The organism is Streptomyces anthophorae, assembly GCF_049310305.1.
In the GTDB taxonomy this organism is placed as follows: domain Bacteria; phylum Actinomycetota; class Actinomycetes; order Streptomycetales; family Streptomycetaceae; genus Streptomyces.
Window position 1 is genome coordinate 5555631 of record NZ_JBLWQQ010000001.1, and the last position, 16589, is coordinate 5572219.

Genomic DNA, 16589 nt, shown 5'->3' on the forward strand with positions numbered 1-16589 from the left:
GCACCGGCGGGTCCGTGTCTCACGGGCCCGCCGGTTCGCGTGCGCGCGAGGGCTCGGCGGGGGCCGAGGGGGAGGGCACCGTCGTGCTGAGGCGCTGGGCCGGAACCCGCTCCTCCGCGGTGGCCGTCCCTGCGGCGGGCTCCCGCTTGCGGGTCGGCACCGACATTGCCACGAACAGGCCCAGGATGAGAGCCGAGACGGCGATCACCGGGATACCGGGGCCCGAGCTCGTCCGGGACAGCAGAACCATGGCGATGGTGGAGCAGACGACGGTGGCCGATCCGTAGGCGAGCTGAGCGACAGTCGGGCGAGGCATGGTGAGATCCGTCCTCGTGACATCGGGGGACTATTCGGACCTGTGCCCGAGCGGAGCACCCGGTAAGCATGCCCTAAGCAATACCGCCGGAGCATGGGGGGCGCACGGAGTCATCAGGTCCACCAAGTGGACGGAACGACGCGCCCGTTGCCCGTGGGGAAGCGGCGGACGACGCGTCCGCATTCCGAACCGGTCGCTCTGCATAGTGCAATGTGAATGTCTCAGTCAAGGTCTGTTATTTCTCCTCTACTTCCGGTCAAATGACGTCACTTGTGACGCGTGGCTCTCATGCCACGGAGGAGGGGACCACTCAAGTGACCACCAAGAGACGGGCGTTGAGATCCGTCGCCGTCATCGCGACGCTCGCCGCCACCGCGGCCACGGGCTCGCTCGCGGCGACCACCGCCCAGGCCGACACCCCGGCCGCGACGAGCTCGACCGCCGACGGAAAGACGTACGGGGGCAAGGGGCACGTCTTCGACGGCCCGTTCAGCAAGCAGCAGGAGAAGCAGCGGCAGGCCGCGCTCCAGCAGGTCCTCCAGGGCACGTCGAAGGTCCAGGAGAAGCACGGCTCCAAGGTCGTGGAGCTCTCCAAGGGCAAATACGTCGAACTGGGCCGCGAGCGCACGGACAAGATCTTCACGATCCTGGCCGAGTTCGGCGACAAGGTCGACAACACCACCCTGGTGGACCGCGCGGACGACGACACGGACGAGCTGAAGCCCAAGTACGGCGGCACGCCCGGCCCGCTGCACAATCAGATAGCCGAGCCGGACCGTGCCAAGGACAACAGCACGGCCTGGCAGAAGGACTACAACTCCCAGCACTACAAGGACCTCTACTTCGGCGAAGGCAAGACCGCCTCCGGCAAGGGCGCCGACTCCCTCAAGACCTATTACGAGAAGACCTCGTCGGGCCGCTACTCGGTCGAGGGCGAGGTCTCCGACTGGGTCAAGGTCGAGTGGAACGAGGCCCGTTACGGCTCCAACTACTGCGGCGCCGACAACTGCCCGAACGTCGAGGACCTGGTCCGCGACGGCGTCAACGCCTGGGTCGCGCAGCAGAAGGCGGCCGGCAAGTCGGACGCCGACATCAAGGCCGACATGGCCCAGTACGACCAGTGGGACCGCACGGACCACGACAACGACGGCAACTTCAACGAGCCCGACGGCTACATTGACCACTTCCAGATCGTGCACGCGGGCGAGGACGGCTCGGCGGGCGGCGGCGCGCAGGGCGGCGACTCCCTGTGGGCGCACCGCGGTTACGCCTACTCCCGTGACGACGGCGAGACGGGCCCGTCCGGCTTCAAGGCGGGCGGCACCCCGATCGGCGACACCGGCATCTGGGTCGGCGACTACACGATGCAGCCGGAGAACGGCGGCCTCGGCGTCTTCGCCCACGAGTACGGCCACGACCTGGGCCTGCCCGACCTGTACGACACGACGTACACCGGCGAGAACTCGGTCGGCTTCTGGTCGCTGATGTCGGCGGGCTCCTGGCTCGGCACCGGCAAGGAGTCGATCGGCGACATGCCGGGCGACATGACGGCCTGGGACAAGCTCCAGCTCGGCTGGCTCAACTACGACAAGGCGAAGGCCGCCACCAGGTCGACGCACAAGCTGGGTGTCGCGGAGTACAACACCAAGCTCAAGCAGGCGCTCGTCGTCGAACTGCCGAAGAAGAACGTCACCACGGACATCGTGAAGCCCGCCGAGGGTGCGAAGCAGTGGTGGTCGGATTACGGCGACGACCTGGACAACACGCTCAGCCGCACCGTGGACCTGACCGGCAAGACGTCGGCGGCCCTCGAACTCGACGGCTGGTACGACATCGAGAAGGACTACGACTACCTGTACACGCAGGTGTCCACCGACGGCGGCGCGAGCTGGAAGACCGTCGACGGCACCGCCGACGGGCAGCCGATCCCGCGCGACGGCGGCGACAAGCCGGCCCTCACCGGCACCAACGGCAAGTTCCAGCACCTGACGTACCCGCTGAACGACTACGCCGGTCAGAAGATCGACGTCCGCTTCCGCTACAAGACCGACGGCGGTGTGGCCCAAATGGGCTTCGCCTTCGACAACTTCACGGTCAAGGCGGACGGCGCGACGCTGTTCTCCGACAACGCCGAGACGGAGCAGGCCGGTTGGACCACGCGCGGCTTCTCCCGCATCGGCGCCTCGATCACGGGTGACTTCCCGCAGTTCTACATCGCGGAGAACCGCCAGTACGTGTCGTACGACAAGACCCTCGCGGTCGGCCCGTACAACTTCGGCTGGCGCGACGGCGGGGCCAAGCAGAACTGGGTCGAGCACTACGCGTACCGCCCCGGCCTCATGATCTGGCAGTGGGACACCTCGCAGCGCAACAACAACGTCGGCCAGCACCCCGGCAAGGGGCTGATCCTCCCGGTCGACGCGCACGCGAAGCCGCTGAAGTGGTCCGACGGCAAGCTGATCACCAACAAGATCACCCCGTACGACGCCGCCTTCGGCCGCTACCCGGTCCCCGGCATGACGCTCCACAAGCTGGGCGTCGAAACGAAGATCCCGGCGCAGTCGGGGACGCCCGTCTTCGACGATCACAAGGGCACGTACTGGTACGCCGAGAACCCCACGGGAAGCGTGCGCACAACTGACACCAACACCAAGATCAGCATCGTGAGCCAGCCGCGCGACGGCTCCTCGATGACGGTCAAGGTGGGCCCCTCGGCCAAGTAGAACAGTAAAACCGCAGGTCAGAAGCGGATCGGCCGCGACCCTCTAGCGGGGTCGCGGCCGGTCGTGCTTAGGTGCGTCCTGTGAGTTCCTTATTGACACTACGTCTCACGGGGGTGTGACAGTCATGTCCGCAGGAGGGTTCTGCAAGCTGCCGGGAGGCACCGTGGTCGTCGCCCTGACCCTGCCCGCGCCCGGCTCGGCCGACGGCGCCGTACGGGTCCTGGTGCACGCCGCGAACCGCCCCCGGGCCCTGACCCGCCTGCGCAATCTGGGCCTGCGCGCGGTCTACCTGCGGGGCAACGCCCACCCGCCGACCCCGGACGAGATAACCGCGGTCCTCCACCACCCCGACGGCCTCATCTGGCGCACGGCCCCGGACCCAAGATCCGGCGAACTGTGGCACCCGATACGAGCACTCCTGCCGGGCAGCGTGAGCGCGGCCGGCGCCTGACATCCGCAAGCCCGGGTGAGCAAATCAAGCCCCGCCGGCGATTGAGGCGCGGGGCCCGGGGCAGAGCCCCAAATCGAGCCCCGCTCTTGGACGAGAGCCAGCGGGGTCCGGGGCAGAACCCCGCGACGTCAAGCCACGACGGGCTTCCCGCTCAGCTCGACCCCAGCCGAGCGCAGCTCATCCAGCGCCGCCTCGGTAGAGGCAGCCGCGACCCCGGCGGTCAGATCGAGCAGCACCTTGGTCCGGAACCCGTTCCGCACCGCATCCAACCCGGTAGCGCGAACGCAGTGATCCGTGGCGATCCCGACCACATCCACCTCGGACACCTCCCGCGCCCGCAGCCACTCCGCCAGCGGCACCCCGTTCTCGTCCGCCCCCTCGAAGCCGCTGTAGGCGGCCGAGTACGCCCCCTTGTCGAACACCGCGTCGATCGCGCCGGAGGCCACCGCGGGGGCGAAGTTCGGATGGAACCCCACCCCCTCGGTCCCCGCGACACAGTGCCGCGGCCAGCTGCGCACGAAGTCCGGCGCCTCCGAGAAGTGGTCACCGGGGTCGACGTGATGGTCACGCGTGGCGACGATGTGCTGGTAGCACCCGCCCCCGGCCTGCCCGACGAGATCGGTGATCGCGGCAGCGACATCGGCACCCCCCGCCACCGCGAGGCTGCCGCCCTCGCAGAAGTCGTTCTGCACATCCACGACGATCAGGGCGCGACGCATGATTGCTGTCCTTCTGCTTGGAGACTACGAGCGTAGAAGCTTCAAGTGCGTTGCGGGAGAGGGCGTGGCGCGCACCGGGGAAGGCCGCGGCCCTCAGACGTACTCGGTCGGAATCACCGGCTCGCCACGCGACAGCTGCGTCGCCGACAGCGGCAGCAGGTCGCGCGCCGCGATGTGCCGCTCGCGCACCGCGTCGAGCGGCTCCCGGGCCAGCACCTCACCGCCCTTGACCAGCTCGACGAGGAGCTGCCGGTCGGCAAGGTCCGCCGGGACGTCCCCCGTGCCGACGACCTCGGCCTCCGCGACCCCGTCCGCGTCCAGCCGGCGCGCGGCCCACTTGCGGCCGCCGATCGAGGTCTTCCCGCCCGCCGACTTCTTCGCCACGGGCACCAGCGGCGCCTTCGGGTCGGCGGACTCGGCGCGCGCGACCAGCTTGTAGACCATGGAGCAGGTGGGGTGCCCGGACCCGGTCACCAGCTGCGTACCCACCCCGTACGCGTCCACCGGCGAGGCGGCGAGCGAGGCGATGGCGTACTCGTCGAGGTCGGAGGTGACGACGATCTTGGTGTTCGTCGCGCCCAACTCGTCCAGCTGCTGCCGCACCCGGTGCGCGACGAGCAGCAGGTCACCGGAGTCGATGCGGACGGCGCCCAGCTCGGGCCCCGCGATCTCGACGGCCGTCGCGACCGCCTCCTGTACGTCGTACGTGTCGACCAGTAGCGTCGTCCCCTTGCCCAGGGAGTCGACCTGGGCCCGGAACGCGTCCCGCTCGGTGTCGTGGATCAGCGTGAAGGCGTGCGCGCTGGTGCCGACGGTCGGGATCCCGTACCGGAAACCCGCCGCCAGGTCCGAGGTCGTCGCGAAGCCGCCCACGTACGCGGCGCGCGAGGCGGCCACGGCGGCCAGCTCGTGCGTACGGCGCGCACCCATCTCGATCAGCGGCCGGTCCCCGGCTGCCGAGGACATCCGGGAGGCGGCTGCGGCGATCGCCGAGTCGTGGTTCAGGATCGAGAGGATCACCGTCTCCAGGAGCACGCACTCGGCGAAGGAGCCCTCGACGCGCAGCACGGGGGAGCCGGGGAAGTAGACCTCGCCCTCGGGATAGCCCCAGATGTCGCCGGAGAAGCGGTAGTCCGCGAGCCACCGCAGCGTCGGCTCGTCGACGACGTCGCGCTCGCGCAGGAAGTCGAGCACCTGCGCGTCGAAGCGGAAGTTCTCGACGGCGTCCAGGACGCGCCCGGTGCCCGCGACGACGCCGTAGCGGCGGCCCTCGGGCAGGCGGCGGGTGAAGACCTCGAAGACGGAAGTCCGGTCGGCGGTGCCCGCGCGCAGGGCGGCCTGCAACATCGTCAGCTCATAGTGGTCGGTGAAGAGCGCTGTCGACGGAACGTCCACCGGCAGGCCAAGGTCCGCTGTGTTCATACGAAGGATGCTACCCCCGATTAACGTCAGGGTGACGATTTCTGCGTCCGTTTGTGCGTGGGGCGGGTGGTGGTGGCAGCATGGGCCCTGTGACGGCTCCAGCACCCCTTGAGATCGAAAGGCCCGAGACGACGGAGGACGCGTCCGTCGTCCCCGAGCCGGACGTCCCTTGGATCACGCTCGTCCACAATGATCCGGTGAACCTCATGAGTTACGTGACGTACGTCTTCCAGACGTACTTCGGGTACTCCAAGGACAAGGCCACCAAACTCATGATGGACGTGCACCACAAGGGCCGGGCCGTCGTCTCCACCGGTTCCCGCGAGGAGATGGAACGCGACGTGCAGGCGATGCACGGGTACGGCCTGTGGGCCACGCTTCAACAGGATCGGAAGTAGCAGCATCCCGATGCCAGGACATTTCGAACCGATCCCCGGTGGCGGCGCGGCCGTCGCCCTCGACGACGTCGAGATCTCCATCATCCGCTCGCTGGCGGTCCAGCTCCTCGAGCTGATCGGGCCGGGCCCCGGCGGCGAGGTGAGCGACGACCCGCTCGCCGAACTCTTCGCCGAGGGGCCGAGCGAACCGCCCTCCGACGCGGTGCTGCGCCGCCTCTTCCCCGACGCCTACGGCGGTCCGGGCGGGGAGGGCGAGAGCGTCGAGGACGCCGACGAACTGCGCGCCCACTCCTCGGAGTTCCGCCGCTTCACCGAGAACGACCTGCGGGCCGGCAAGCGCGAGGACGCCCTCGCGGTGATCCGCTCGCTCGACACGCTCAGCCCCGCGGGGGACGGCGGCGCGGTCCTCAAGCTCCAGCAGGGCGAGTCGGTCCAGTGGATGCGCGCGCTCAACGATCTGCGCCTGGCGATCGGCACCCGCCTCGACATCACCGACGAGGAGGACACGGACCTCCTCTACCGGCTCCCGGACGACGACGCGCGCAAGCCGATGGTGATGGCGTATCTGTGGCTCGGCGGGCTCCAGGAGACCCTCGTCGAGACCCTGACGGCCTGACCTTCGGTCAGGTTGTGCTGTTCGCTCAGCGGGTCCTCAAATCCGTATAACGATCCCGTCACCGCACCCACCCACATTGTGGTGCGGTGATTGTTTTGTCCTGTTTTCCTGGTGGCGTGGGCCACACGCGTCCCGGCCGACCCCGATGAACGCCGTGATAAATCTTCACGACCACCCGAGGGACGCCACCCCTGTCCTGTCGGGGGGCGCCCCGACCGGCCGACCGCCGGTAGGCACCAGCTCCATCCATCCAGGGGCCCAGACCCCAAAGGATCGTCACAGTCGATCCGAGCCGCGCACGGCACGGATCGGCATGGAGAAAGGCGCACACCATGACCTCAGTGCAGGTCGACGAGCAGCACGACGGCAATGAGGCCGCGCAGGCCGAGACCGACGAGGGTTACAAGCGGGGACTCGGGGCCCGGCAGATCCAGATGATCGCCATCGGCGGCGCCATCGGGACCGGCCTCTTTCTCGGCGCGGGCAAGGGCATCTCCAAGGCGGGGCCCAGCCTGATCCTGGCGTACGCGGTCGCCGGCGTGGTCATCTTCTGCATCATGCGGGCTCTCGGCGAGCTCCTCATGTACCGCCCCGTGTCCGGCTCCTTCTCGGAGTACGCACGCGAGTTCATCGGCCCCTTCGCGGGCTTCGCGACCGGCTGGACGTACTGGCTGTTCTGGGTCATCACCGGAATGACCGAGGTCACCGCGGCGGCCACCTATATGACGTTCTGGTGGGACATCCCGCAATGGGTGTCCGCACTCGTCTTCACCGTCATCCTCTACGGCGCCAACCTGATCTCCGTGAAGCTCTTCGGTGAGCTGGAGTTCTGGTTCTCCACCGTCAAGGTCACCGCCATCATCGGCATGATCCTGATCTGCGCCGGCATCCTGACCATCGGCTTCTCCGACGCCGGTGACACGGCCTCCCTCACGCACCTGTGGGACCTCGGCGGCTTCTTCGCCGGCGAGAACGGCATCGGCTCGACGCTGATGACCCTCCAGATGGTGATGTTCGCGTTCCTCGCGGTCGAGCTCGTCGGTGTCACCGCGGGCGAGGCCAAGGACGCCAAGAAGGTCCTGCCGAAGGCCATCAACACCGTGCCGTGGCGCATCGCCGTCTTCTACGTCGGCGCCCTGATCATGATCCTCTCGGTCGTGCCGTGGACCTCCTTCAAGGCCGGCGAGAGCCCGTTCGTGCACGCCTTCGACAAGATGGGCCTCGGCGTCGGCGCCGCCATCGTCAACTTCGTCGTGCTGACCGCCGCCCTGTCCTCCTGCAACTCGGGCATGTACTCCACCGGCCGCATGCTGCGCGACCTCGCGCAGAACAGCCAGGGCCCGAGCTTCTTCACCAAGCTCAGCAAGAACGGCCTGCCGGTCATCGGCACCACGTTCTCCGCCGCGATGATGCTGGTCGGCGTCTGGATCAACTACCAGTGGCCGGGCGAGGCGTTCAACTACGTCGTCTCCTTCGCCACCATCTCCGGCATGTGGGCCTGGATCATCATCCTGATCTGCCAGATCCGCTACCGCCTCAAGTCCGACCGCGGTGAGCTCCCGAAGTCCGAGTTCCGCGCGCCGTGGGGCGTCTGGGTCAGCGGTCTCGCGCTGGCGTTCATCTTCATGGTCATCGTCCTGATGGGCATCGACCCGGACGCGCGCGTCTCCCTGTACGCCGCGCCGGTCTGGGCCGCGATCCTGGGTGTCTCGTACTTCTTCCTCAAGAAGCGCAACCCGGAGGCCGCCGCCTTCTCGAAGCGCGGCTGACGCTCCCCGTCTCACCAAGTGGGCCTCCTCGTACCGCACTCCGGTACGAGGAGGCCCACTTGCTTATGCTGGCCGCATGTTGAAGATTTCCCAGACCCTGGTCGACCAGATCGTCGAGCACGCCCGCAAGGACCACCCCGACGAGGCCTGCGGCGTCATCGCGGGCCCGGTCGGCGAGGGCCGCCCCGAGCGCTTCATCCCGATGCTGAACGCCGCCCGCTCGCCCACGTTCTACGAGTTCGACTCGGGTGACCTGCTGAAGCTCTACCGCGAGATGGACGACCGCGACGAGGAGCCGGTCGTCATCTACCACTCGCACACGGCCACCGAGGCGTACCCCTCGCGCACCGACGTCACGTACGCGAACGAGCCGAACGCCCACTACGTCCTGGTCTCCACCGCCGACGCGGACGACGCGGGCCCCTTCCAGTTCCGCTCGTACCGCATCGTCGAGGGCGAGATCACCGAGGAAGAGGTCGAGATCACCGCCTGACGGCGGCCCTCGACCTCGACGTTCTCAGCCACCGGACGCATTTCGACCGCATGATGAGATCACATTCCGGGATCCGGACCGGGAATCGATACGATGAGCCCATGGTTTCCCACGACGTGAGCGAAAAGACGCCGGGCATGCTGCTCGTGGCGCGGCTGCACGTCGACCTGTGCCGCCTCGCCAGCGCCATCTGTCCGCGCTGAGCCGGATCGCCGGGCGCCCGTCGAGGGCCCGCTGCTCCAGCCACCCACGCACCTGACCGGAAACGCCCGCGCCCCGGCGCGCTCACCCACACGACTTCCGACTCCCGACAGGAGCCCAGCATGGCCATCGAGGTCCGCATCCCGACCATCCTCCGCACCTACACCGACGGCGCGAAGGCCGTCGAAGGCGCCGGGGACAACCTCAGCGAGCTCTTCGCCGACCTGGACACGCGGCACGCGGGCATCGCCGACCGCATCGTGGACAACGGTCAGCTGCGCCGCTTCGTGAACGTGTACCTGAACGACGAGGACGTCCGCTTCCTCGACGGCATCAGCACCAAGCTCTCCGACGGCGACAGCATCACGATCCTGCCGGCCGTGGCCGGCGGAATGCGCTGAGCCGGCTCATGCGCTACGACAGCCCGCTGGCCGCGGTGGGCAACACCCCCCTGGTGCGCCTGCCGCGGCTCTCGCTCTCCGACGACGTGCGGATCTGGGCGAAGCTGGAGGACCGCAACCCGACCGGCTCGATCAAGGACCGCCCCGCGCTCCACATGATCGAACAGGCCGAGAAGGAAGGCCGGATCAAGGCCGGGGACACCATCCTCGAACCCACCTCCGGCAACACCGGCATCTCGCTCGCGATGGCCGCCCGCCTCAAGGGCTACAACATCGTCTGCGTCATGCCGGAGAACACCTCGCAGGAGCGCCGCGACCTGCTCGCGATGTGGGGCGCGGAGATCATCCCGTCCCCGGCGGCGGGCGGCTCCAACACGGCGGTCCGCATCGCCAAGGAGCTGGCCGAGCAGCACCCGGACTGGGTGATGCTCTACCAGTACGGCAACCCGGACAACGCGGGCGCGCACTACGCCACGACCGGCCCGGAGATCCTCACCGACCTCCCGTCCGTCACGCACTTCGTCGCGGGCCTCGGCACCACCGGCACGCTCATGGGCGTCGGCCGCTATCTGCGCGAGCACAAGCCCGACGTCAAGATCGTCGCGGCCGAGCCGCGCTATGACGACCTCGTCTACGGCCTGCGCAATCTGGACGAGGGCTTCGTCCCCGAGCTCTACGACGCCTCCGTCCTCACGACCCGCTTCTCGGTCGGCTCGGCCGACGCGGTGACCCGCACGCGTGACCTCCTCCAGCAGGAGGGCATCTTCGCGGGCGTCTCCACGGGGGCGGCGCTGCATGCCGCGATCGGCGTCGGCAAGAAGGCCGTGAAGGCGGGGGAGTCCGCGGACATCGTGTTCGTGGTGGCCGACGGCGGCTGGAAGTACCTGTCGACGGGGGTCTACACGGCGGCCACGACGGAAGAAGCGATCGAGGTCCTGCACGGCCAACTCTGGGCGTGACCTCTCGGATCAGCCACGTCATTTTGAGCCCCTCCGGCGATTGAGGAGCGGGGTCCGGGGCAGAGCCCCGGGACCGCAGCGCCGGAGGGGCTTTCACCTGCCCAGATGCCGGACCTGGTCCCACAACCCCGGATCGATCACCCCGGCCGGCCGCCGGAAATCCGCCAGCGGCACCTGACGGAGCTCGTCCGTCTCCAGGAAGCTCGCCCGCCCCCGCGCGTCACCCACCGACCCCGGCGGCAACGCGATCACACCCGGCCGCTCGTCGTGGTAGCGGCTGGTGATCTTGGCGACCGTGGCCACCCCGCGCCGCACCGACAGGACCAGGCACGGCCGATCTTTGCCGCCGGGCCCGTCCTCGTACGGCACCATCGCCCACCAGATGTCACCCGGCTCGGGCCCACGGGCGTGTCCCTCCCGCGGCGCGTGCCGCTCCCGGCGGCGGTGGCGCGTGCCGCGCCCCCACCCGTCGACCAGCGTCGCGACGAGCGCGAGCAGTACGACGGCAGCGAGCGCGAGCCACCAGGACGTGTCCATAGGCATGACGGTACCGGTGGGACGCGCGGGGTGCTTCCGCGCCCCGAACCCCTCCGAACCGGTGACAGCGCAGGTGAGTTCGCCCACAACAGCCCGTGACGGAGGAGCCACCCGCCCTTTTGCGCCTTACGCTCGACTGACCCCCTTGGCACACCTTCCGGCCCAAGGCCCTTGGTTCCACCCCGCATTTTCCGACCGCCAGCGCGGAGGTTGAAGGCTCTTATGAAGCTCACCGTCGTCGGCTGCTCGGGGTCGTTCCCGTCCGCGGATTCGGCCTGCTCGAGCTACCTCGTCGAGGCCGACGGCTACCGGCTGCTCCTCGACATGGGCAATGGCGCCCTGGGCGAGTTGCAGCGCCACGTCGGTCTCTACGACCTCGACGCGATCTTCCTTTCGCATCTGCACGCGGACCACTGCATCGACATGTGCGCGTACTTCGTCGTGCGCTACTACCGCCACGACGGCGGCCGTTGCGCCCCCATGCCCGTCTACGGCCCCGAGGGCACCGAGCAGCGCCTGACCACCGCGCACGCCGACACGCCCTCGGCCTCCGCGTTCAGCGAGGTCTTCGACTTCCACACCGTGAAGCCGGGCTCGTACGAGATCGGGCCGTTCTCCGTCCGCATGGAGAAGGTCTGCCACCCGGTGGAGTCGTACGCGATCCGGGTCGAGCACGGCGGGCGCTCCCTGACGTACTCCGGGGACACCGGGCCGTGCGCCGCGCTGGACGAACTGGCCGAGGACAGCGACCTGTTCCTGTGCGAGGCCGCGTTCACGCACGGCAAGGAGAACATCCCGGCGCTGCACCTCAACGGCCGGGAGGCGGGGGAGGCGGCGCAGCGCTCCCGCACCCGCAAGCTCGTCCTCACGCACATCCCGCCGTGGACCGACCCGCAGGTGAACCTCGCGGACGCGCGCGCGGTGTACGACGGCCCGGTGGAGCTGGCCGCGCCGGGAGTGACGTACACGGTCTGAGCCCCGTACCCGTCCGCGTACGGGAACGACGAGGGCCCCGGAACCTTCAGCGGTTCCGGGGCCCTCGTGCGTCACGCGGGGGAGGGGCTCACGCCTTCGTGAGGTCCTCGACCTCCTCCTCGGGCTCGCGGCCCGGGGTCTTGAGGTCGAACTTGGTGATCGCGAAGCGGAACACCACGTAGTAGACGACCGCGAAGACGAGGCCGATCGGGATGATCATCCATGGCTTCGTCGCCAGGTTCCAGTTCAGCGCGTAGTCGATGAAGCCGGCCGAGAAGTTGAAGCCGTCGTGCACGCCCAGGCCCCAGGTGAGGGCCATCGAGGCGGCGGTGAGCACCACGTGCAGCACGTACAGGATCGGCGCGATGAACATGAACGAGAACTCGATCGGCTCGGTCACACCCGTGACGAACGAGGTCAGGGCGAGCGAGACCATCATGCCCATCACGGCCTTGCGGCGCTCGGGGCGGGCGCAGTGCGCGATGGCGATGGCGGCGGCCGGCAGACCGAACATCATGATCGGGAAGAAGCCGGACTGGTACATGCCCGCGGTCGGGTCGCCGTGCAGGAAGCGCGGGATGTCGCCGTGCCAGACGGCACCGGCCGAGTCGGTGAAGTCACCGAGCTGGAACCAGGAGACGGTGTTCACGAACTGGTGCATGCCGACCGGGATCAGCGCGCGGTTCACGCCGCCGAAGAGGGCGGCACCGCCGGAGCCGAGGCTCGTCATCCAGTCGGCGAAGCTGGAGATGCCGTTGCCGATGGGCTCCCAGATCAGGCCGAAGAAGACACCCATGACGATGCCGACGAAGGCCATGATGATCGGGACGAGCCGACGGCCGTTGAAGAAGCCGAGCCAGTCGACCAGCTTGGTGCGGTGGAACCGCTGCCACAGGACGGCCGCGAGCAGACCCATGATGATGCCGCCGAGGACACCCGGGTCGTTGTACGTCGCCGCGACGTCCTCGCCCTTCTTGATCACCGCCTCGGTGACCGGGAAGGCCTCGAGGACCTTGCTGTAGACGAGGAAGCCGACGACGGCGGCGAGCGCCGTCGAGCCATCGGACTTCTTGGCGAAGCCGATGGCGACGCCTATGCAGAACAGAATGGGAAGGCTGCCGGTGAGGGCGCTGCCCGCGTTGTTGAAGACCGCGGCGACCTTGTCCCAGCCGAGGCCGTCCTTGCCGAAGATGTCGTCCTGGCCGAGCCGCACCATGATGCCGGCGGCAGGAAGCACCGCGATCGGCAACTGCAGGCTGCGGCCCACCTTTTGGAGGCCCTGGAAAAGGCCGGAGCCCCGCTTCTTTGCGGGGGCCGCCGTAGCGCTGGCGGTGCTCATCAACTTCCTCCATGAAAAGCAGATGGTCTACACCACTCAGTGGTGTAGACCTGTTGTAGCACGGTCAAGGCGGGATAAGGAACCCTTGATTCCCGCAGCAAAGGGCCCCCGGACCGAGTGGTCCGGGGGCCCTTGCCGCAGGCGCTCGCGGCGGAGCCGAAAGCGTTATGCCTTGGTGATGTCCTCGACCTCTTCCTCGGGCTCGCGCCCCGGAGTCTTGATGTCCCACTTCGTGATCGCGAAACGGAAGATCACGTAATAGAGGAGAGCGAAGACGAGGCCGATCGGAATGATCATCCATGGTTTCGTGGCCAGGTTCCAGTTGATCAGATAGTCGATCAGACCGGCGGAGAAACTGAAGCCGTCCTTGACGCCGAGCGCCCAGGTCACCGCCATCGACACACCGGTCAGAACCGCGTGCACCGCGTACAGCGCCGGAGCGATGAACACGAAGGAGTACTCGATCGGTTCGGTGATGCCGGTGACGAACGAGGTCAGCGCCAGCGACAGCATCATGCCCCCGACCACCTTGCGCCGCTCCGGCCGCGCGCAGTGCACGATCGCCAGGCAGGCCGCGGGGAGGGCGAACATCATGATCGGGAAGAAGCCGGACTGGTAGATGCCCGCGCTCGGGTCGCCGCTCAGGAACATGTTGATGTCGCCGTGCACGGTCGTGCCGTCGGGCTTCGTGTACGAGCCGAACTGGAACCACAGCGGGACGTTGAGGAACTGGTGCAGACCGATCACGAGCAGCGCCCGGTTGGCGACACCGAAGATGCCGGAGCCGACCGCGCCCAGACTCTCCAGCCAGTTGGAGAAGCTCTCCAGGGCGTCACCGATCGCGGGCCAGATCCACAGGCACAGCGCCGCGAAGACGATGCCGACGAAGGCCATGATGATCGGGACGAGCCGGCGGCCGTTGAAGAAGCCGAGCCAGGAGACCAACTTGGTGCGGTGGTAACGGACCCAGAAGAACGAGGCCAGAAAGCCCATGATGATGCCGCCGAACACGCCGGGGTTCTGGAAGGTCGCGGCGGTCACGGCCCCGTCCGCCAGACAGCCCGTCGCCACCTCCTTCGACCCGGCCGGGCAGTCGATCGGGAACTGGTGGAGGACGCCCCGGTAGACGAGGAAGCCGGCCACCGCCGCGAGAGCCGTCGAACCGTCCGCCTTCTTGGCCATGCCGATCGCGACACCGATGCAGAACAGCAGCGGCAGCCCGAGGTCGGCGTCGAGCAGCGCGCCACCCGCGCCCGAGAAGACCTTGGCGACATTCGTCCAGCCGAGACCGTCGTCGCCGAAGACGTCGGGCTGGCCGAGACGGTTGACGATGCCCGCCGCCGGGAGCACGGCGATGGGCAGTTGAAGGCTGCGCCCCATCTTCTGGAGCCCCTGGAAGAAGTTGCTCCAGGGGCTCGGTCGTGGTGCGGCGGCAGCGTTGGAGCTCATGAGCGTCCTCCCGGAACAAGCCACGCTTGGCGGTCGTTGGATACTGGTGTAGACCAGTTGCGGGGACGGGTCGGTCCGTGCTCGTCATCTTTCGTCACGGGTGGGGTTACCGCCCGCGAAGATGGGCCAACCGTGGGTTACCGTGACAAAGCGGCCCAGAGGCGGGCCCGGAGAACACAGGGAGAACGAAATGGCCACGAAGGCTGAGAAGATCGTCGCCGGCCTCGGCGGGCTCGACAACATCGAAGAGGTCGAGGGCTGCATCACCCGCCTGCGTACCGAGGTCTCCGACCCGAGCCTGGTCGACGAGGCCGCGCTCAAGGCCGCCGGCGCCCACGGCGTCGTCAAGATGGGCACCGCGATCCAGGTCGTCATCGGCACCGACGCGGACCCCATCGCCGCCGACATCGAAGACATGATGTGAGCCGCTGAGGCCACGCGCGCGAAGGCCCCGCCCCCCTGTACGGAGGGCGGGGCCTTCGGCCATGCGGAAGGTGGGGCCTTCGGCGCACCCGATACGCTCGTCCCCATGTCTCGCATCGACGGCCGCACCCCCGAACAGCTCCGCCCGATCACCATCGAACGCGGTTGGAGCAAGCACGCCGAAGGCTCCGTCCTCGTCTCCTTCGGAGACACCAAGGTCTTCTGCACCGCCTCCTTCACCGAGGGCGTCCCGCGCTGGCGCAAGGGCAGCGGAGAGGGCTGGGTCACCGCCGAGTACTCGATGCTCCCGCGCTCCACGAACACCCGCGGCGACCGCGAGGCCGTGCGCGGAAAGATCGGCGGCCGCACGCACGAGATCAGCCGTCTGATCGGCCGCTCGCTGCGCGCCGTCATCGACTACAAGGCCCTCGGCGAGAACACGATCGTCCTCGACTGCGACGTCCTCCAGGCCGACGGCGGTACGCGCACGGCCGCCATCACCGGCGCGTACGTGGCGCTCGCGGATGCGGTGGCGTGGGCCCAGGGCAAGAAGATCATCAAGGCCGGCCGCAAGCCGCTGACCGGTTCGGTGAGCGCCGTCTCCGTCGGCATCATCGACGGCGTCCCCATGCTCGACCTCCCCTACGAGGAGGACGTGCGCGCCGACACCGACATGAACGTCGTCTGCACCGGCGACGGCCGCTTCGTCGAGATCCAGGGCACCGCCGAGGCCGAGCCGTTCGCCCGCGACGAGCTCAACTCCCTGCTCGACCTGGCCGTCGCGGGCTGCGACGAGCTCGCCGCGATCCAGCGCAAGGCGCTGGAGGAGACGCTCGGATAACGCCCGCCGACAACTGTCCGCCGAGGTAAAGAACTCCCCAAGTAGGGTGGCCGGGCACAGCAACCGCCCAGCCATCGACTGCGTCCCTACGGGTGGGTGGACGGCGCACGACACCAACTGCCGTCCGCCCGTCCGTACTTCAGGGGGAGGACCCTTCCATGCCCGCGCGCCACCGCCGTCTCGCCGTACTGGCCGCCACCGCGGCGCTCGTCGCGATTCCCGCCACCGTCGGCTGCTCGGCCGTCGACAAGGCACTCGACTGTGCCCGCACCGCCGAGTCCGTCGCCGACAGCGTCGCCGAGCTCCAGCAGGCCGTGGAGAACGCGTCCAACGACCCGACGCAGGCCGACGAGTCCCTCGACAAGATCGACAAGAACCTCGACAGCATCGGCGACAAGACCGACAACGCCGATGTCTCGAAGGCCGTCGACGACCTCAACAAGGCCGTGGACAACGTCCGTACGTCGATCAAGAACGGTGACGAGACCCCGGACGTCTCCCCGGTCACCGACTCCGCGGGCGAGCTGACGAAGGTCTGCACGTCGTAGTGGGGGAGG

Annotated in this window: 19 protein-coding genes; 13 read left to right on the top strand and 6 right to left on the bottom strand. The window is 68.4% G+C overall.

Features of this window, described 5'->3' with window-relative positions:
- Positions 1-19: 19 nt before the first annotated feature.
- Positions 20-316 carry a hypothetical protein gene (locus tag ACNYS0_RS25310; protein WP_422476757.1) on the bottom strand — a complete coding sequence of 99 codons (297 nt, stop codon included), beginning with the start codon at positions 314-316 and terminating at the stop codon, positions 20-22.
- Between the two features lie 314 nt (positions 317-630).
- Here ACNYS0_RS25310 and ACNYS0_RS25315 point away from each other — a divergent pair, with 314 nt between their 5' ends.
- Together ACNYS0_RS25315 and ACNYS0_RS25320 are read left to right on the top strand one after the other, a co-directional pair.
- Positions 631-3039: an immune inhibitor A domain-containing protein gene (locus ACNYS0_RS25315; protein WP_422476758.1), complete on the top strand. Its 2409-nt coding sequence runs from the start codon at positions 631-633 to the stop codon at positions 3037-3039.
- 124 nt (positions 3040-3163) lie between these two features.
- Positions 3164-3490: a hypothetical protein gene (locus ACNYS0_RS25320; protein ID WP_422476759.1), complete on the top strand. Its 327-nt coding sequence runs from the start codon at positions 3164-3166 to the stop codon at positions 3488-3490.
- Between the two features lie 128 nt (positions 3491-3618).
- Here ACNYS0_RS25320 and ACNYS0_RS25325 read toward each other — a convergent pair whose 3' ends face one another.
- Positions 3619-4209 carry an isochorismatase family protein gene (locus ACNYS0_RS25325; protein WP_422476760.1) on the bottom strand — a complete coding sequence of 197 codons (591 nt, stop codon included), beginning with the start codon at positions 4207-4209 and terminating at the stop codon, positions 3619-3621.
- Positions 4210-4302: 93 nt separating this feature from the next.
- Positions 4303-5631: a nicotinate phosphoribosyltransferase gene (locus ACNYS0_RS25330; RefSeq protein ID WP_422476761.1), complete on the bottom strand. Its 1329-nt coding sequence runs from the start codon at positions 5629-5631 to the stop codon at positions 4303-4305.
- Between the two features lie 80 nt (positions 5632-5711).
- Here ACNYS0_RS25330 and clpS point away from each other — a divergent pair, with 80 nt between their 5' ends.
- The 7 genes from clpS to ACNYS0_RS25365 all read left to right on the top strand — a co-directional run bounded on the left by clpS (position 5712) and on the right by ACNYS0_RS25365 (position 10468).
- Positions 5712-6029, top strand: coding sequence for an ATP-dependent Clp protease adapter ClpS (clpS, locus tag ACNYS0_RS25335; RefSeq protein WP_422407566.1), 318 nt, complete (start codon positions 5712-5714; stop codon positions 6027-6029).
- A 10-nt stretch (positions 6030-6039) separates the two neighbouring features.
- Entirely contained in the window at positions 6040-6645 is a 606-nt protein-coding gene (locus tag ACNYS0_RS25340) for a DUF2017 domain-containing protein (protein ID WP_422476762.1), read from the top strand.
- 332 nt (positions 6646-6977) lie between these two features.
- Positions 6978-8414, top strand: coding sequence for an amino acid permease (locus ACNYS0_RS25345; protein WP_422476763.1), 1437 nt, complete (start codon positions 6978-6980; stop codon positions 8412-8414).
- 76 nt (positions 8415-8490) lie between these two features.
- Positions 8491-8907 (top strand): M67 family metallopeptidase, encoded by a 417-nt coding sequence (locus ACNYS0_RS25350; protein ID WP_399233421.1) that lies wholly within the window; start codon positions 8491-8493, stop codon positions 8905-8907.
- 101 nt (positions 8908-9008) lie between these two features.
- Entirely contained in the window at positions 9009-9110 is a 102-nt protein-coding gene (locus ACNYS0_RS25355; protein WP_323179532.1) for a putative leader peptide, read from the top strand.
- 120 nt (positions 9111-9230) lie between these two features.
- A complete protein-coding gene (locus ACNYS0_RS25360; protein WP_422476764.1) occupies positions 9231-9509 on the top strand; it encodes a MoaD/ThiS family protein in 279 nt (92 codons plus the stop codon).
- 8 nt (positions 9510-9517) lie between these two features.
- Positions 9518-10468, top strand: a complete 951-nt coding sequence (locus ACNYS0_RS25365; protein WP_266710789.1) for a PLP-dependent cysteine synthase family protein — start codon at positions 9518-9520, stop codon at positions 10466-10468.
- A 93-nt stretch (positions 10469-10561) separates the two neighbouring features.
- Here ACNYS0_RS25365 and ACNYS0_RS25370 read toward each other — a convergent pair whose 3' ends face one another.
- On the bottom strand, positions 10562-11005 hold the full coding sequence (locus ACNYS0_RS25370; protein WP_422476765.1) for a type II toxin-antitoxin system PemK/MazF family toxin: 444 nt from the start codon (positions 11003-11005) through the stop codon (positions 10562-10564).
- Between the two features lie 222 nt (positions 11006-11227).
- On the opposite strand from ACNYS0_RS25370, the gene ACNYS0_RS25375 reads away from it, so the two are divergent.
- Complete coding sequence (locus ACNYS0_RS25375) at positions 11228-11980, top strand: MBL fold metallo-hydrolase (RefSeq protein ID WP_266710785.1); 753 nt, start codon at positions 11228-11230, stop codon at positions 11978-11980.
- A gap of 88 nt (positions 11981-12068) precedes the next feature.
- On the opposite strand, the gene ACNYS0_RS25380 is transcribed toward ACNYS0_RS25375, so the two are convergent.
- On the bottom strand, positions 12069-13319 hold the full coding sequence (locus tag ACNYS0_RS25380; protein WP_422476766.1) for a PTS transporter subunit EIIC: 1251 nt from the start codon (positions 13317-13319) through the stop codon (positions 12069-12071).
- A 165-nt stretch (positions 13320-13484) separates the two neighbouring features.
- Complete coding sequence (locus ACNYS0_RS25385; RefSeq protein WP_422476767.1) at positions 13485-14768, bottom strand: PTS transporter subunit EIIC; 1284 nt, start codon at positions 14766-14768, stop codon at positions 13485-13487.
- A gap of 190 nt (positions 14769-14958) precedes the next feature.
- Between ACNYS0_RS25385 and ACNYS0_RS25390 the strand changes: the two genes are divergently transcribed.
- From ACNYS0_RS25390 to ACNYS0_RS25400, 3 genes are all read left to right on the top strand, one after another.
- Positions 14959-15192: a PTS sugar transporter subunit IIB gene (locus ACNYS0_RS25390; RefSeq protein ID WP_306322340.1), complete on the top strand. Its 234-nt coding sequence runs from the start codon at positions 14959-14961 to the stop codon at positions 15190-15192.
- Between the two features lie 105 nt (positions 15193-15297).
- On the top strand, positions 15298-16032 hold the full coding sequence (rph, locus tag ACNYS0_RS25395) for a ribonuclease PH (RefSeq protein ID WP_356376303.1): 735 nt from the start codon (positions 15298-15300) through the stop codon (positions 16030-16032).
- Between the two features lie 158 nt (positions 16033-16190).
- On the top strand, positions 16191-16580 hold the full coding sequence (locus ACNYS0_RS25400; RefSeq protein WP_422476768.1) for a hypothetical protein: 390 nt from the start codon (positions 16191-16193) through the stop codon (positions 16578-16580).
- The last annotated feature ends 9 nt before the right edge of the window (positions 16581-16589 follow it).

Coding starts and splice junctions, on each gene's coding strand:
- ACNYS0_RS25310 (WP_422476757.1), bottom strand. CDS start 316: ATGCCTCGCCCGACTGTCGCTCAGCTCGCCTACGGATCGGCCACCGTC.
- ACNYS0_RS25320 (WP_422476759.1), top strand. CDS start 3,164: ATGTCCGCAGGAGGGTTCTGCAAGCTGCCGGGAGGCACCGTGGTCGTC.
- ACNYS0_RS25325 (WP_422476760.1), bottom strand. CDS start 4,209: ATGCGTCGCGCCCTGATCGTCGTGGATGTGCAGAACGACTTCTGCGAG.
- ACNYS0_RS25330 (WP_422476761.1), bottom strand. CDS start 5,631: ATGAACACAGCGGACCTTGGCCTGCCGGTGGACGTTCCGTCGACAGCG.
- clpS (WP_422407566.1), top strand. CDS start 5,712: ATGGGCCCTGTGACGGCTCCAGCACCCCTTGAGATCGAAAGGCCCGAG.
- ACNYS0_RS25340 (WP_422476762.1), top strand. CDS start 6,040: ATGCCAGGACATTTCGAACCGATCCCCGGTGGCGGCGCGGCCGTCGCC.
- ACNYS0_RS25345 (WP_422476763.1), top strand. CDS start 6,978: ATGACCTCAGTGCAGGTCGACGAGCAGCACGACGGCAATGAGGCCGCG.
- ACNYS0_RS25350 (WP_399233421.1), top strand. CDS start 8,491: ATGTTGAAGATTTCCCAGACCCTGGTCGACCAGATCGTCGAGCACGCC.
- ACNYS0_RS25355 (WP_323179532.1), top strand. CDS start 9,009: ATGGTTTCCCACGACGTGAGCGAAAAGACGCCGGGCATGCTGCTCGTG.
- ACNYS0_RS25360 (WP_422476764.1), top strand. CDS start 9,231: ATGGCCATCGAGGTCCGCATCCCGACCATCCTCCGCACCTACACCGAC.
- ACNYS0_RS25365 (WP_266710789.1), top strand. CDS start 9,518: ATGCGCTACGACAGCCCGCTGGCCGCGGTGGGCAACACCCCCCTGGTG.
- ACNYS0_RS25370 (WP_422476765.1), bottom strand. CDS start 11,005: ATGGACACGTCCTGGTGGCTCGCGCTCGCTGCCGTCGTACTGCTCGCG.
- ACNYS0_RS25375 (WP_266710785.1), top strand. CDS start 11,228: ATGAAGCTCACCGTCGTCGGCTGCTCGGGGTCGTTCCCGTCCGCGGAT.
- ACNYS0_RS25380 (WP_422476766.1), bottom strand. CDS start 13,319: ATGAGCACCGCCAGCGCTACGGCGGCCCCCGCAAAGAAGCGGGGCTCC.
- ACNYS0_RS25385 (WP_422476767.1), bottom strand. CDS start 14,768: ATGAGCTCCAACGCTGCCGCCGCACCACGACCGAGCCCCTGGAGCAAC.
- ACNYS0_RS25390 (WP_306322340.1), top strand. CDS start 14,959: ATGGCCACGAAGGCTGAGAAGATCGTCGCCGGCCTCGGCGGGCTCGAC.
- rph (WP_356376303.1), top strand. CDS start 15,298: ATGTCTCGCATCGACGGCCGCACCCCCGAACAGCTCCGCCCGATCACC.
- ACNYS0_RS25400 (WP_422476768.1), top strand. CDS start 16,191: ATGCCCGCGCGCCACCGCCGTCTCGCCGTACTGGCCGCCACCGCGGCG.